10 protein-coding genes and 1 pseudogene are annotated in these 14,059 nt (G+C 68.4%); 2 read left to right on the plus strand and 9 right to left on the minus strand.

What is annotated here, in order from left to right:
• Positions 1-26 precede the first annotated feature (26 nt).
• Positions 27-620, plus strand: coding sequence for a TetR/AcrR family transcriptional regulator (locus AB0I43_RS36525; RefSeq protein WP_356978630.1), 594 nt, complete (start codon positions 27-29; stop codon positions 618-620).
• Between the two features lie 87 nt (positions 621-707).
• Complete coding sequence (locus AB0I43_RS36530) at positions 708-1,664, plus strand: TerD family protein (protein WP_357433490.1); 957 nt, start codon at positions 708-710, stop codon at positions 1,662-1,664.
• 108 nt (positions 1,665-1,772) lie between these two features.
• Here the strand turns inward: AB0I43_RS36530 and polA are convergent, their stop codons facing one another.
• The 9 genes and pseudogenes from polA to AB0I43_RS36575 all read right to left on the minus strand — a co-directional run bounded on the left by polA (position 1,773) and on the right by AB0I43_RS36575 (position 13,859).
• Positions 1,773-4,511 carry a DNA polymerase I gene (gene polA, locus AB0I43_RS36535; RefSeq protein WP_356978627.1) on the minus strand — a complete coding sequence of 913 codons (2,739 nt, stop codon included), beginning with the start codon at positions 4,509-4,511 and terminating at the stop codon, positions 1,773-1,775.
• 45 nt (positions 4,512-4,556) lie between these two features.
• A complete protein-coding gene (locus AB0I43_RS36540; protein ID WP_357433492.1) occupies positions 4,557-5,570 on the minus strand; it encodes a neutral zinc metallopeptidase in 1,014 nt (337 codons plus the stop codon).
• An 85-nt stretch (positions 5,571-5,655) separates the two neighbouring features.
• Positions 5,656-7,332, minus strand: coding sequence for a DUF885 domain-containing protein (locus AB0I43_RS36545; RefSeq protein ID WP_357433494.1), 1,677 nt, complete (start codon positions 7,330-7,332; stop codon positions 5,656-5,658).
• Positions 7,333-7,404: 72 nt separating this feature from the next.
• Positions 7,405-8,100 (minus strand): ABC transporter ATP-binding protein, encoded by a 696-nt coding sequence (locus AB0I43_RS36550; protein WP_356978841.1) that lies wholly within the window; start codon positions 8,098-8,100, stop codon positions 7,405-7,407.
• A 195-nt stretch (positions 8,101-8,295) separates the two neighbouring features.
• Positions 8,296-9,204: pseudogene (locus AB0I43_RS36555) on the minus strand (ABC transporter ATP-binding protein); the annotation flags it as partial.
• A gap of 41 nt (positions 9,205-9,245) precedes the next feature.
• Positions 9,246-10,640, minus strand: coding sequence for a branched-chain amino acid ABC transporter permease (locus AB0I43_RS36560; protein ID WP_356978622.1), 1,395 nt, complete (start codon positions 10,638-10,640; stop codon positions 9,246-9,248).
• Positions 10,637-11,674, minus strand: coding sequence for a branched-chain amino acid ABC transporter permease (locus AB0I43_RS36565; protein WP_356978621.1), 1,038 nt, complete (start codon positions 11,672-11,674; stop codon positions 10,637-10,639). Before AB0I43_RS36565 ends, AB0I43_RS36560 begins: the two co-directional genes overlap by 4 nt.
• Before the next feature lie 104 nt (positions 11,675-11,778).
• Positions 11,779-12,981, minus strand: a complete 1,203-nt coding sequence (locus AB0I43_RS36570; RefSeq protein ID WP_356978620.1) for a branched-chain amino acid ABC transporter substrate-binding protein — start codon at positions 12,979-12,981, stop codon at positions 11,779-11,781.
• 260 nt (positions 12,982-13,241) lie between these two features.
• A complete protein-coding gene (locus AB0I43_RS36575; protein WP_356978618.1) occupies positions 13,242-13,859 on the minus strand; it encodes an ANTAR domain-containing response regulator in 618 nt (205 codons plus the stop codon).
• Between the last annotated feature and the right edge of the window lie 200 nt (positions 13,860-14,059).

Consider the following 14,059-nt stretch of genomic DNA (forward strand, 5'->3'; position numbering starts at 1 on the left):
CTACATTTTGTTATTCTCGACTCACCATGACCATTACCCGTTCCCGCTCCTATCACCACGGCGATCTGCGCGCCGAGTTGTTGCAGCGTGCGGAGGTCACCCTGCGCGAATCGGGCGTCGACGGCTTGTCCCTGCGACAGCTGGCCCGCGACACCGGAGTCAGCCACAGCGCGCCCACCCGGCACTTCGCCGACAAGCAGGCCCTGCTGGACGCCCTCGCCGTCGCCGGATTCGAGCGCCTGGGCGCCGACTTCGAGAACCTGCCGCTCGCCGCGGACACCGACCCGGTCCGCCTGATGGCGCGCACCTACCTGCGGTTCGCCACCGAGAATCCGGCGCTGCTGGCCCTGATGTTCGCCCGCCGCCACAGCCCCGTCGCCGGCGACGCCATGTCGCGCGCTGTCGACCGCGCCTTCGCCGTCCCCGTCGCCCTGATCGCCAACGCCCAGGCCGACAACGCGATCATCCCCGGCGACCCGCGCCGGATCGCCCTCACCGCCGTCGCCGCCCTGCAGGGCCTGGCCACCTTCCTCGGCTCCGGCCTCGTCGTCGCCGAGGCCACCGAGGAATGGCTCGACGACCTGGTCGCCCACCTCATGCTGGGCCTACAGCCCCGCTGAAAGGCCCACGGCGACAACGTTTCCCCCGATCGGCCGGGCCCTGTACAGTTGCCGCCAGCATTGTGATCATTCTGGGGGGCAGAACAAATGCGCATCGCGCGTGGCGGAAACATCGCACTATCCGGCGGCCGGCTACAGCTGCGAATCTCGGCGGAAGCTTCGCCCGGCCTCGAACTTTCGGTACTGTCGCTCACCGCGTCCGGGCGGGTGCGCGACGACTCCGACCTGGTGGGAGCGGCTCGGCCGACGTCACCGGACGCCGCCATCACCGTGACCGGGACTGCGGTCGATCTCGATCCGAGCCGGACAGACAGCGCGATCGAACGGATCGTCATCGCGACGTCGGCGGCGCACGGCACGTACGCCGGAGCGCGGCTGCACACGGCGGTCGCCGACGGCGCGACGGGTTACGAGCTGGTCGCCGACGGTATGAGCACCGAAACCGCGGTCCTGCTCGCCGAGGTGTACCGGCACCGAGGCGGATGGAAACTCCGCAACCTGGGCCAGGGTTACAGCAACGGCTTGACCGGTCTCGCAACGGATTTCGGCATCACCCCGCCGCAGCGCCCGATCGTCCCGCCGCGCCCGGCCGTGCCACCACGCCGGGAAGCGCCCTCGACCGGCGAACGCCCGGCGACAGCCCTCGCAGCGCGCCCGGCCGTGCCGCCGCGACCGGTTACCCCGGTGCCCCGGCCATCCGCGCCGGGAGCGACGAGCACCCCGGCTCCCGACCGCGCCGCCGAGCTGGGAGCGCGCATCGTGATGGGCTTGATCGGCGTACTGGGCGTGCTCTTCTTCGGCTGGCTCAGCCTGTGCAACTACGACAGCATCGGCGGTTCGGACGTCGACTGCGGCGGGGAAACGATGACGACCTCTCACGTCTGCGTCGTCGACGGCAACCGCAAGAGCTACGAGGAGACCAAGGCCGCCGACGATCGCGCGAGCTGGGTCGGAACGATCTTCTTCGGGGTACTCGCGCTGGGCTCGGCGGGCATCGGCCTGCAGGCGTTCAAAGCCGCCCCGCCCGAATCGTCCAGGACTTAGCCGATCCGGCCGACGCGCGAGTCCCGGGGCGTCCGAGCCGGGCCTCCGGGCGGGACCCCGACCCGGAGCAAGTCGCCCCCGGCCTCGCGCGGCCGGGGCGACACACGCTCAGTGGGCGGCGCTGTCCCAGCTGCGGCCGGTGCCGACCGACACATCCAGCGGCACCGAAAGCTGGATCGCCGCGGCCATGTGCTCGCGCGCCAGCGCCTCCAGGGCTTCGCGCTCGCCCTCGGCGACCTCGAAGACGAGTTCGTCGTGGATCTGCAACAGCATCCGGGAGCGCAGGCCGGCGGCCTCGATCGCCTTGTGCACGTTGATCATCGCGACCTTGATGATGTCGGCGGCGGTGCCCTGGATGGGGGCGTTGAGGGCCATGCGTTCGGCGGCCTCGCGGCGCTGACGGTTGCTGGAATCCAGATCGGGCAGGTAGCGGCGGCGGCCGAACAGGGTTTCGGTGTAGCCGACCTTGCGGGCCTCGTCGACGACGTCCTGCAGATAATCGCGGATGCCGCCGAAGCGCTCGAAGTAGATGTCCATCTGCTCCTTGGCCTCCTGCGTGCTGATCTTCAGCTGCGCGGACAGGCCGAACGCGCTCAGCCCGTAGGCCAGACCGTAGGACATCGCCTTGATCCGGCGGCGCATCTCCGGATGCACCTCCGAGAGCGGGATGTCGAAGGCCTTGGAGGCGACGAAGGTGTGCAGATCCTCGCCGGAATTGAACGCCTCGATCAGGCCCTCGTCACCGGAGAGGTGCGCCATGATGCGCATTTCGATCTGGCTGTAATCGGCCGTCATCAACTCGGCGTAGCCGGCGCCGACGACGAAGGTGTCGCGGATCTGACGGCCGGTGTCGGTGCGGATCGGGATGTTCTGCAGATTCGGCTCGGTGGAGGACAGCCGGCCGGTGGCCGCGATGGTCTGGTTGAACGTGGTGTGGATGCGCCCGTCGTCGGCAACCGACTTGAGCAGACCCTCCACGGTGACCTTCAGGCGCGTGGCGTCGCGATGCTCGAGCAGGTGCCGCAGGAACGGATGCTCTGTCTTCTCGAACAGCGATTCCAGCGCGTCGGCGTCGGTGGTGTAGCCGGTCTTGGTGCGCTTGGTCTTCGGCATGTCGAGCTCGTCGAACAGCACCACCTGCAACTGCTTGGGCGAGCCCAGGTTGATCTGCTTGCCGCCGATCTCGGCGTAGGCGGCCTCGGCGGCCTCGTTCACCTTGTCGGCGAACTGGCGCTGCAGCGTCTCCAGCTGGTCGACGTCGACGGCGATGCCCGCGTCCTCCAGCCGGCCCAGCACGCCCAGCAGCGGCAGTTCCATATCCTCGAGCAGGGACACGGATTCGATCTGCTCGAGCTCGGTGTCCAGTGCGGCGGCCAGGTCGAGCACGGCGCGGGCGCGCAGCATTTCCGTCTGCGCGGTCTCGGCGTCGACGGTGTCGGCGTCGTCGAGCAGCGAGAGCTGCTGGGTGTCATCGGTTTCGGCGCGCAGTTCGCGGCGCAGGTAGCGCAGCGAGAGATCGTCGAGATTGAAGCTGCGCTGGCCGGGGCGGACCAGATAGGCGGCCAGGGCGGTGTCGCTGGTGAGCCCGGCCAGCGTCCAGCCGCGCCCGCGCAGCGCGTGCTGGGCCGACTTCGCCTCGTGCAGCGCCTTGAACGTATTCGGATCGGCGAGCCAGGCGCCGAGGGCGGCCTCGTCCTCCGGGGTGAGCACGGTGACGTCGATGTAGCCGCTCTCGTCGTCGGCGGCCGCGATGGCCAGCGCCTTCACGTCGCCGTTGCCCGGCGTGATCGTGCCGACGACGGAGACGCCGTGGCGCACACCGGCTTTCGCGTGCTCGGCGAGCCAGGCCGCGACGCCGCCGATCTCCAGCGCGCCGCCGCTGATCTCGAAGCCGGACTCGGCTTCGGGCTCCTTGGGCGCGAGCGTCTCGAACAGCCGATCGCGCAGCACCCGGAATTCCAGGTCGTCGAAGAGCTGGTGGATCTTGTTGCGATCCCACGGCTGCTGTTCCAGCTGGTCGGGGGTGTAGGGCAGCGGCACGTCGCGCACCATCTCGGTGAGCTGGCGGTTGAGCACCACGCTGGACAGGTTGGCGCGCAGCGCGTCACCGACCTTGCCCTTCACCTCGTCGACCTTCTCGACCAGGGTGTTCAGATCCCCGTACTCGCGGATCCACTTGGCGGCCGTCTTCTCCCCGACGCCGGGAATGCCGGGCAGGTTGTCGCTCGGGTCGCCGCGCAGCGCCGCGTAATCGGGATACTGCGACGGGGTGAGACCGTATTTCGTCATCACCTCGTCGGGGGTGAAGCGTGTCAGATCGGAGACGCCCTTGCGCGGGTACAGCACCGTGACATCGTCGTTGACCAGCTGGATCGAATCGCGGTCACCGGAGACGATGAGCACGCGGTAGCCCTGGGCCACGGCCTGGGTGGTGAGGGTGGCGATCAGATCGTCGGCCTCGAAGCCGTCGATCGCCATCACCGGGATGCCCATCGCGCCGAGCACGTCCTTGGTGAGCTCGACCTGGCCGCGGAACTCGTCCGGCGTCTGGCTGCGGTTGGCCTTGTACTCCGGGTACGCCTCGGTGCGGAAGGTCTTGCGGGAGACGTCGAACGCGGCGGCGACGTGGCTGGGCTTCTCGTCGCGCAGCAGGTTGATCAGCATGGCGGTGAAGCCGTACACGGCGTTGGTGGTCTGCCCGGTGACGGTCTTGAAGTTCTCGGCGGGCAGCGCGAAGAACGCGCGGTAGGCGATGGAGTGCCCATCCAGCAGTAGCAGCGTGGGCCGCTCCCCCGGCGCTTCGACGGGGGCGGAACTCGGACGCTGATCGGTGGTCGCTGGAGTCACGTGCCTGAGTCTATTGACGACCACCGACAATTACTCGCCGGGGCATCACGCCACGTAGGGCGCGGCGGAATACCAGGTGTTGCACTCCCAGGTGTCGCCGGAATCGGCGCCCCATTTCCACCAGCCCCACACATTGGCCCCGCTGCCGTGCAGCCGGGAGTAGCCGGGCCGGTCGCCGGTCGTCCGGGCGATGCGCACCGCCTCGTCCCAGGTCTGCTGGTCCAGGGCGGCGCGGGCGTAGTTGCCGCCGAAGAACATCCCGGCGAAGCAGGAGGCCTGCAACTCCAGGCGGCGGCTCTGCTCCTGCCCGGGCACGGTCGCCCAGCCCACTTCATCCCGTTTGTCCTGATAGGCGCGCATCACGCCGATCAGCGCCTGGATGTGGTGCCCGTACTCGTGCACGACCACGGCCAGCTGGGCCCCACGCCGGGAACCGGTGTGCACCGAGCGCAATCCGTCCAGCGGCAGCACGATCGTCTCGTCGAGGGCGCAGTACATCGACTCCGCGGTGTCGCCCTCCTCCCGCACGCACGGGCTGCCCAGCGCGGCCGAGCGCTCCGGCACCGCCACCCGCGGCGACCGGAACGGCAGCCCGGCCCCGCGCAGCGTCGGCTCCCAGGCGGCGTCCAGGCAGTCGACGGCGGCGAGATAGAAGGCCCGTGCCGCCGCGGGGTCGGCGGCCCAGGCGGGCAGCGCGCAGTCCGCCCGGGTCAGCCCGACGTGCTGGGCGAAGAGCGGGTGATCGGCGAGCGCGTACACCGGCCGGCTGGACGGGAACTGGGCCGCGCCCGAGAGCCGGACCGGATCCATGGGCGGGGCGCTGTAGCCCGCCGGTCGCGCGGGATCCGAAGACGCGCCGGTGAATCCGGGGCCGTAGGCGAGCCCGGCGCCGGCGTGCAGCGCCGCGGCCCGGTCGGGTCGCGGCGGGCCGGCGGGCCACCCCGCCGCGACGACGTAACCGACCAGCGCGATGATGGTGATCGCACCGCAGATGGCGGCGATCGGACTGCCCGGCCGCCCCTTACCAGGGGGTCGGCGAGACGTCAACGGCTGGTTCATGTTTCCCCCTGACCAAGGACCGTCGACGCCTTTTCATGGAACCCGACGCGACAGGCGCTCGCAACTCGGGCAGGGCCGATCCGGGTCACAGTGTGGCAACGAGTTCCCGCAGCACCGGCAGGCTGACCGAACCGGACCCGAGTACCACATCGTGGAACGCCTTGAGATCGAAGGCGTCTCCCCGGCGCTGTTCGAGTTCCGTTCGCCGGGAACGGATTTCGATCTGACCGACCTTGTAGGCGACGGCCTGGCCGGGCATCGCGATATAGCGATCGACCTCGACTCGAATGTGGTTCTCCCCCACCGGCGCGTTGGCGATCATGAAGTCGACGGCCTGCTGCCGGCTCCAGCCCATGGCGTGGATTCCGGTGTCCACGACCAGCCGGCAGGACCGCCAGGAATCGCCGGCCAGCATGCCGAGGCGGTCCAGATCGTCGGCGTACAAACCCATTTCGTCGGCCAGCCGCTCGGCATAGAGCGCCCAGCCCTCCACGAAGGCGGTATTGGCGAAGGACTGCCGCTGGAAGCGCGGCAGGTGGTCGAGTTCGTTGGCGATCGCCAGTTGCAGATGATGGCCCGGAATGGCCTCGTGATAGGCGACCGAGGCCGTCTCGTAGCGCAACTGCTCGGTCGGCTGGTGCCGGTTGACGAAATAGGTGCCGGGCCGGGAATTGTCGGCCGGCGGCGGAAAGTAGTAGGCGGTGGCCGAATCCGCCTCCAGATACTCCGGCACCGGGACGATGTCGCAGCCCGCCCGGGGCAGCCGGCCGAACCAGTTCTTCATCTCCGCGGTCGCCGCGGCCAGCGCGCCGCGCGCGTCGGCCATGATCTCGTCCCCGTCGCGGTAGCGCAGCTCCCGGTCCTCGCGCAGCCGGGTGAAGATCTCGGCCGGGTCCGCGGTGCCGAGCCGGCGCGCGCCGATCTCGGCGTATTCCGCACGCAGCGACTCCAATTCGGCCAGCCCGGTGCGGTGGATCTCCTCGGCGCCCAGGTCGGGCAGCGTGGTGTGCTCGTGCAGCAGCCGCCGGTAGATGTCGGCGCCGTCCTCGCCCAGCCAGCACAGCCCGGCCCGGTCGTCCGGGCGGGCGGCGGGCAGTAGCTCCTCGGCCAGCGCCGCGCGGTACCGGCGGAACCCCGGCCGGATGACCTCGGCGGCCACCTGCGCCAGCTCGGCGCGCCAGGATTCCTCGCCGTCCCAGTCCGCCGGGCCCTCGAGGGTGACGAACGCGTCGCCGCTGAGGTCGGAGTTCAGGTAGCCGTCGAGCTGGTTCAGCGCGCGGGTGATGGTGATCGCCGCGGGCGCGCGGCCCGCGGCCAGTCCGTCCCGGAATCGGTCGACGGCTTGGTCCAGCATGGTGCCGATCTTGCGGTGCCGCTGCACCAGCGCGGCGGCGTGCTCCGGCTCCCGCGCGCTGATCTGCGGCGCGACCGTGAGCAGTTCGGCGTGCACGCCCATCATCTGGTCGGAGGCCATTTCCATCGGCCGCCAGGACAATCGGTCGATGGTGCCGGACAGTTCGGTGTGCAGCAGCAGGCGGGTGATCCGGTCCTGCGCGCCGAGCCCGGCCGGATCCAGGGCCTCGACCTCGCCGAGCAGGCTGCGGTAGGCGCTGAGATAGCGGTCGTCGGCGGCGCGGGAGAGGTCCTCGATCCGGTCGTCGAAACGATGGTCGCCGAGCATGGTCGCGGCCGTGGGCGACATCTCCAGCCTGGTGTCCCAGTACCGGTCGGCGAGGCGGGTCAACTCTTCGTGGGAGTCCATGGCCGCCATCATGCCCGCACAGCCGCGGCGGCACACCGGAAACCCGATGCGCCGCCGCGGCTTTGGCGGAAACTAACCAACACCCAGGTAGGCCGATTTCACCGCCGAATCGACGAGCAGATCCCCGCCGGTCCCGGACTTGGTGACCTCGCCGGTCTCCAGGATGTAGGCCCGGTCGCTGCGTACCAGCGCCTGCTGCGCGTTCTGCTCGACCATCAGCACCGTGGTGCCCTGCCGGTTGATCTCGCTGATGATCCGGAAGATCTGCTGGATCACCATGGGCGCCAGGCCCATCGACGGTTCGTCCAGAAGCAGCAGCCGCGGGCGCGCCATCAGGGCCCGGCCGATGGCGAGCATCTGCTGCTCACCGCCGGAGAGGGTGCCGCCGACCTGTTTGCGGCGTTCGGACAGGCGCGGGAAGAGTTCGAACACCCAGTCGAGGGTCTTGTCGTACTCCGCCTTCTGCTTGAACGGCCTGCCGTAGCAACCCATGTCGAGGTTCTCCTGCACCGTCATGCCGGGGAACACGCCCCGGCCCTCCGGCGCCTGGATGAGCCCGTCGGTCACCCGCTGGTGCGCCTTCACCCCGGTGATGTCGCGGCCCTCGAACAGGACCTTGCCCCGGGTCAGCGGCAGCAGGCCGGACAGCGCCCGCATGGTGGTGGTCTTGCCCGCGCCGTTGGCGCCCAGCAGCGTCACCAGCTCGCCCTCGGCCACCTGCAGCGAAATGCCGTGCAGCGCTTGGATCCGGCCGTAGTTGACCACCATGTCCCGCACCTCGAGCAGCACCGGCGCCTCGGCGAAATCGCGCTTCGGCTCGTCGCGCGGCTCCTTGGTGACCGACACCTTGTCCGGGCCGCGCCCGGGCTCGGGAATCGGCAGCACCTGCGTCGGCGGATCGTCGCGCAGATCCCCGGCGGGAGCGGCGGTTTCGGGTTCGTCCGTCGATTCGGCGGCGTGCGCCTCCTCGTCCGGCACACCGAGGTAGGCGGCGATCACCGCCGGGTTCTCGCGCACCTCGGCGGGCAGCCCGTCGGCGATCTTGCGGCCGAACTCCAGCACCACGATCCGGTCGGTCACACCCATGACCAGGCGCATGTCGTGCTCGATGAGCAGCACGGTGAACCCGTCGTCGCGGATCTTGCGGATCAGATCCATCAGCGCGGCCTTCTCGGCCGGGTTGAACCCGGCCGCCGGCTCATCCAGGCACAGCAGCTTCGGCTCGGTGGCCAGGGCGCGCGCGATCTCCAGACGGCGCTGATCGCCGTAGGAGAGGTTGCGCGCCTTCTCCACCGCACGCGGTGCGATGCCGACGAATTCGAGCAGGGCCATGCCGCGCTCGATGGCGTCGCGCTCCTCGCGCCGATGCCGCGGCGTGCGGATGATCGCGCCCGGCACCGAGGTCTTGTGCCGGGCGTCGGTGCCGACCACCACGTTCTCCAGCGCGGTCATCTCGTTGAACAGCCGCACGTTCTGGAACGTGCGGGCGATGCCCAGGCGGGTGATCTCGTTGCGCTTGGACTTCGTCAGCGGCTTGCCGTCGAAGTACACCAGCCCCGACGCTGGTTTGTAGACGCCGGTGATCGCGTTGAAGCAGGTGGTTTTGCCCGCGCCGTTGGGTCCGATGAGTCCGAGGATCTCGCCGCGGCGGATCTCGAAATCCAGGGTGTCCAGCGCGGTCAGACCACCGAACTTCACGGTCAGGCCCTCGGTGCGGAGCAGCGGCGCGCCGACCTCGGTCTCGATCTCCCGGTGTGGCGCAACCACTTCGGCGACGGTTTCGGCGTCGCCGAGTTCCGGGATGACCGCCGTGAGGTCGACCTCCCCGGCGCTCTGCTCCGGCTCCGGCGGCGCGACATGACCGGCGGCCATGTCCTCGTTGTCGAACAGCGCGTCACCCGCGCCCGGGCCGGTCATCGCTGCGCTCCGACCGTCTCGGGCTGGGCCGGGCGGCGCACCGCCTGGTAGACCTGCCTGCCGTAGGTGAGCAGTTTCTGCCGCACCGGGAGCAGACCCTGTGGACGCAGAATCATCATCACCACCAACGCGATACCGAAGTAGAGATACTTGAGGTCGCCGAGGGACTGCGCGCCACCCGGCCGGAACAGCAGCACACTGCCGATCAGCAGCGCGCCCAGCACGCCGGTGATCACCATGCCGAGGGTGAGCACCTGTTTTCGCCACCCGTCCAGGAACCTGCCCTTGAACCGCCAGAACAGGACCAGGGCGACGAACGCGGCGACGTCGAGGATCAGCATCGTGTAGCCCGTGGATTCGTCGGACACCAGTTTCGCCGAGGCCAGCCGGTCCGGCAGATAGGCGATCAGGAACGCGCCCACCAGCACACCGAGCTTGTTGCCCTGACCGCCGATGACGACCGCGCACAGGAACAGCATCGAGTTGATGATGTCGAAGCGGGTGGGGTTCACGAACTGCACCTGCCCGGCGTAGAGCGCGCCCGCCATGCCGCCGACCGCCGCGCCGATCATGAACGCCCACAGCTTGTACTTGAAGGTCTGCACGCCCATGATCTCGGCGACGTCCTCGTCCTCGCGGATCGCGACCCAGGCCCGGCCCACCCGGCTGCGCTCCAGATTGCCGACGATCAGCAGCATGATGATGATCAGCCCCATGCCCAGCCAGTACCAATAGGTTCCGTAACTGGCCCGGTCGAGCAGGTTCGCCGAATCCGGGTTGCCGGGATTGCCCGCGGAGAAGACGCCATTGGGCTTCTGCTCGGATTCGCCGACGTGCGGGTAGGCCACCTCGGCCAGGCCGAGGCTGCCGTTGGTGATCTCGCCGAGGTTGTCGGCGAGCAGCCGCACGATCTCGCCGAAGCCCAGGGTCACGATGGCCAGATAGTCGCCGCGCAAGCGCAATGTCGGTGAGCCGAGTATCAATCCGGAGAACGCGGTGACCAGCACCGCCAGCGGCAGACAGGCCAGCCAGGCCCATTTCGGATCGAGCCAGCCGCCGTCGGTCTGGTTCCACGGGCTGTTCTTACTGGTGAGCAGCGCGACCGTGTAGGCGCCGACGGCGTAGAAGCCGACATAACCCAGGTCGAGCAGACCGGCCTGTCCGACAACGACATTCAGGCCGATCGCGATCAGGCAGAACATCGCCACCTTCGCCATGACCAGGCCGAAGTTGTAGGCGGGGGTATCGATCAGCGGCGGCGGGAACAGCGGCAGCAGCGCCAGCAGGGCGATGAACGGAACGCCGACCGCCCACTGCCCGGGCCGGCTCAGTCCCTCCCACCAGGTGCGCAGGGCGTCACCGATACCGTGACGCTCAGTGGTATCACTCATGCCCGTGCCCTTCCGAGACTCTCGCCGAGGATGCCGGTCGGGCGCACCATCAGCACCAACACCAGCACCACGAACGCGACCACGTCACGCCACTGGGTGCCGAAGAACAACTGGCCGTACTGCTCCACCACGCCGAGGATCAGGCCGCCGAGCAGCGCGCCGCGCAGATTGCCGATGCCGCCGAGCACCGCCGCGCTGAACGCCTTGATGCCGAGGATGAAACCGCCGGAGTAGATGATCCCGTTGGGGATCTTGAGGGTGTACAGCAGCGCCGCCGCACCGGCGAGGAGACCGCCGATGAGGAAGGTGAGCATGATGACCCGCTCCCGGGACACACCCATCAGGGTGGCGGTGTCCGGGTCCTGGGCCACGGCGCGGATGCCGCGGCCGAATTTCGTTCGGTTGATCAGGAATTCGGTCGCCAGCGCCAGCGCCACGGCGGCGAGCACGATGATCAGCATGATGTTGGTGACGCTGGCGCCGCCGAAGCTGAACTGATCGGTGGCCTCCACCAGCTGGATACCCTGCTGGGCGTTGGTGCCGCCCATGTTCGGCCACAGCTTGGGCAGAATGAAGTGCACGAATTCCTGCAGCACGAACGACATGCCGATCGCCGTGATGAGAAAGCTCAGAGGTTTGGCGCCGCGCCGGCGCAGCGGCCGATAGGCCGAGCGTTCCAGGCCGACGGCGGCGGCGCCGGAGATCATCGCGCCGACGATGCCCGCCAGCGCCAAATATATGACCGTGAGCACGGCGCCTTGTGCATAGGGATCGGGCGCGGCCGCGAAGCCGAAGATCATCAACCCGATCAGCTGCCCGAACAAGCCGAGCATGAACACTTCCGAGTGCGCGAAATTGATGAGCCGCAGCACGCCGTAGACCAAGGTATAGCCCACGGCGACCAGAGCGTAGATAGCGCCGTAGGTCACTCCGTCAACGGTCAGTTGCCAGAAGTTGTCGATCACCCCGTTGTAGTTGAAGTCGATCGACGCGCCGAGGAGTTGTACCCCGTCGGCCAATGCTGTTGTTGTCATGCGTATTTCGCCCTCATCCAATCGCCCGGGTCACGAAAGCAGCACGCATGGGATCCGCACGAACCCCATGCGTGCTGCGCTTCGAGTGCCCGCGGGCTACCCGACTACTTGACCGAATAAATCCAGATGAGCGCGTTGGTCAGCTCACCGTTCGGGCTCCACTTGTACTGGCGGGCCAGGCCCGCGCCGTCATAGGAGCGCACGAAGCCGAGCAGATCCGGGCGGGTCACCTTGCCCGCGTCGATGCCCTTGCTCAGGATGGTGGCCAGGTCGTAGGCCTCGACCGAGTAGACGCCGGGCGCCTCGTTGTTCAGGGCCTGGTAGTCCTTGGCGAACTTCTCCGGCGCCGGGCCGCACGGGCAGGTGAGGGTGGCGCCCTTGGCGGCGTTGCCGGCCTGCTTGAGGAACTGCGGGTCGTTGACGCCGTCGGGTCCGACGAACACGGCCTTCACGCCACCGGCCTTGAGCTGCGACGCGAACGGCGCGCCCTCGGCGTAGTAGCCGGCGTAGAACACCGCGTCGGCGTTCGCGGCCTTGATCTTGGTGACGGTGGCGGAAAAGTCCTTGTCACCGGCCTTGATGGCGGCCGCGCAACTCGGATCCGCGGCGGAACCGAGGCCTTCCTTGATGCTCTTGGCCAGGCCGGTGCCGTAGTCGCTGTTGTCCTCGACAACACAGACCTTCTTGTAGCCGGCAGTGTTGACCAGGTACTTGGCCACCGACGGGCCCTGCACGTCGTCGTTGGCGAGGCCACGGAAGAAGGTGGTCCAGCCGTTGCCGGTGAGGCCGGCGTTGGTGGCCGAGGAGGTGACCGACACCAGGCCGGCGTCGCTGAGCACCTTGCCGGTCGCGCGGGTCTCACCGGAGAAGGCCGGGCCGACCAGGCCGATGATCGAGGCGTCGTTGACAATCTGCGGGATGACCGAGGTGGCCTTCTGCGGATCGCCCTCGGTGTCGAAGGACTTCAGTTCGATCTTGCAGCCCGGATTGGCCTTGTTGTGCTGATCCAGGGCCAGCTTCACACCATTGTTGATGTTGATGCCGAGCTGCGCGTTCGGGCCGGTCAGTGCGCCGGCGAAGGCGATCGCGGTGCCGGCCGGGCAGGTGGCCTTGCCGTCGCCGGCCGGATCGGCGGCCTGCGCCGGATCGGTCTTGGCGACTTCCTTGCCGGTGGCGTCCACCTGCACCACGGGTGAGATCGACAGGCTGCTGCCGTTGTCTCCCCCGGTTCCGGTGGCCTTTCCGTCATCGGTCGACTTGTCACTGCATCCGGACAGCACCAGCGCGGCGGCAGCGCTGAAAACCAATGCGCCTCGCGTGGAACGACTGCGCCATGTCGTACTGAGCACGTCTCACCTCTATGTCCCGCTGAACCCCTCATCAGGGTGGACCTACTACTTGGCCCGTCCAGAACATAGCGTTGGTACGTTAGATCCGCATCACATTCGAGTGATGCCGGTGACTTGATTTCGAAGGTTTTTTGAAGAGCGTGTGAAACCTGCGCAAACTTTCCAGCCCCCAGCGACCGAGGGCTGTCAGTTTCCAGCAAACGCGCGCGCTGGGCGGGCTACTTCGGCGTCAGGTTCTCCAGCACGACCTCGGCTACCGCCTTCATCGTAGTGCGGCGATCCATCGCGGTGCGCTGAATCCATTTGAAAGCCTGGGGTTCCGACAGACCGTGGGTCTGCATCAGCACACCCTTGGCGCGCTCGACCAGCTTGCGGGTCTCCAGGCGATCCGACAGGTTCGCGACCTCGCTCTCCAGCGCGGCGATCTCGTGGAACCGGCTGGCCGCCAGCTCGATGGCCGGCACCAGATCCGACTTGGTGAACGGCTTCACCAGGTACGCCATCGCGCCCGCGTCGCGGGCCCGCTCCACCAGATCGCGCTGGCTGAACGCGGTCAGGATCACCACCGGCGCAACGCGTCTGGAGGCGATCTCCGCGGCGGCGTCGATACCGTCGCGGCGGGGCATCTTCACGTCCATGATCACCAGATCCGGGCGATGCTCCACAGCCAGATCCACCGCCTGCTGGCCGTCGCCGGCCTCACCCACGACCAGGTATCCCTCTTCGGTCAGCATCTCAACCAGATCCATCCGAATGAGCGCCTCATCCTCAGCAACGACGACTCGCTTCGCCCCGGCGTCGCGCTTCGAGCCGGCGCCCCCTGCTGTTTCACTCATAGGTAGACCCCTCTGATTCCGATGCCTGTCCCGACGCCCCGTCCGGCAGCCGAGACCGATCTACCCGGGCCTCCGCCCGCCCGCCGCGGGCGTCGAGTGATGTAAAGAGTACCGTTCACCGGCGCCCAGACCGTATATACCCTGCGCGAACCGGGTGGCGGTGCCGCAATCGGCAAACCGGTTCGCTCGCGGAGCGCCGG

It is taken from the genome of Nocardia sp. NPDC050435, assembly GCF_040655395.1.
Lineage (GTDB): Bacteria > Actinomycetota > Actinomycetes > Mycobacteriales > Mycobacteriaceae > Nocardia.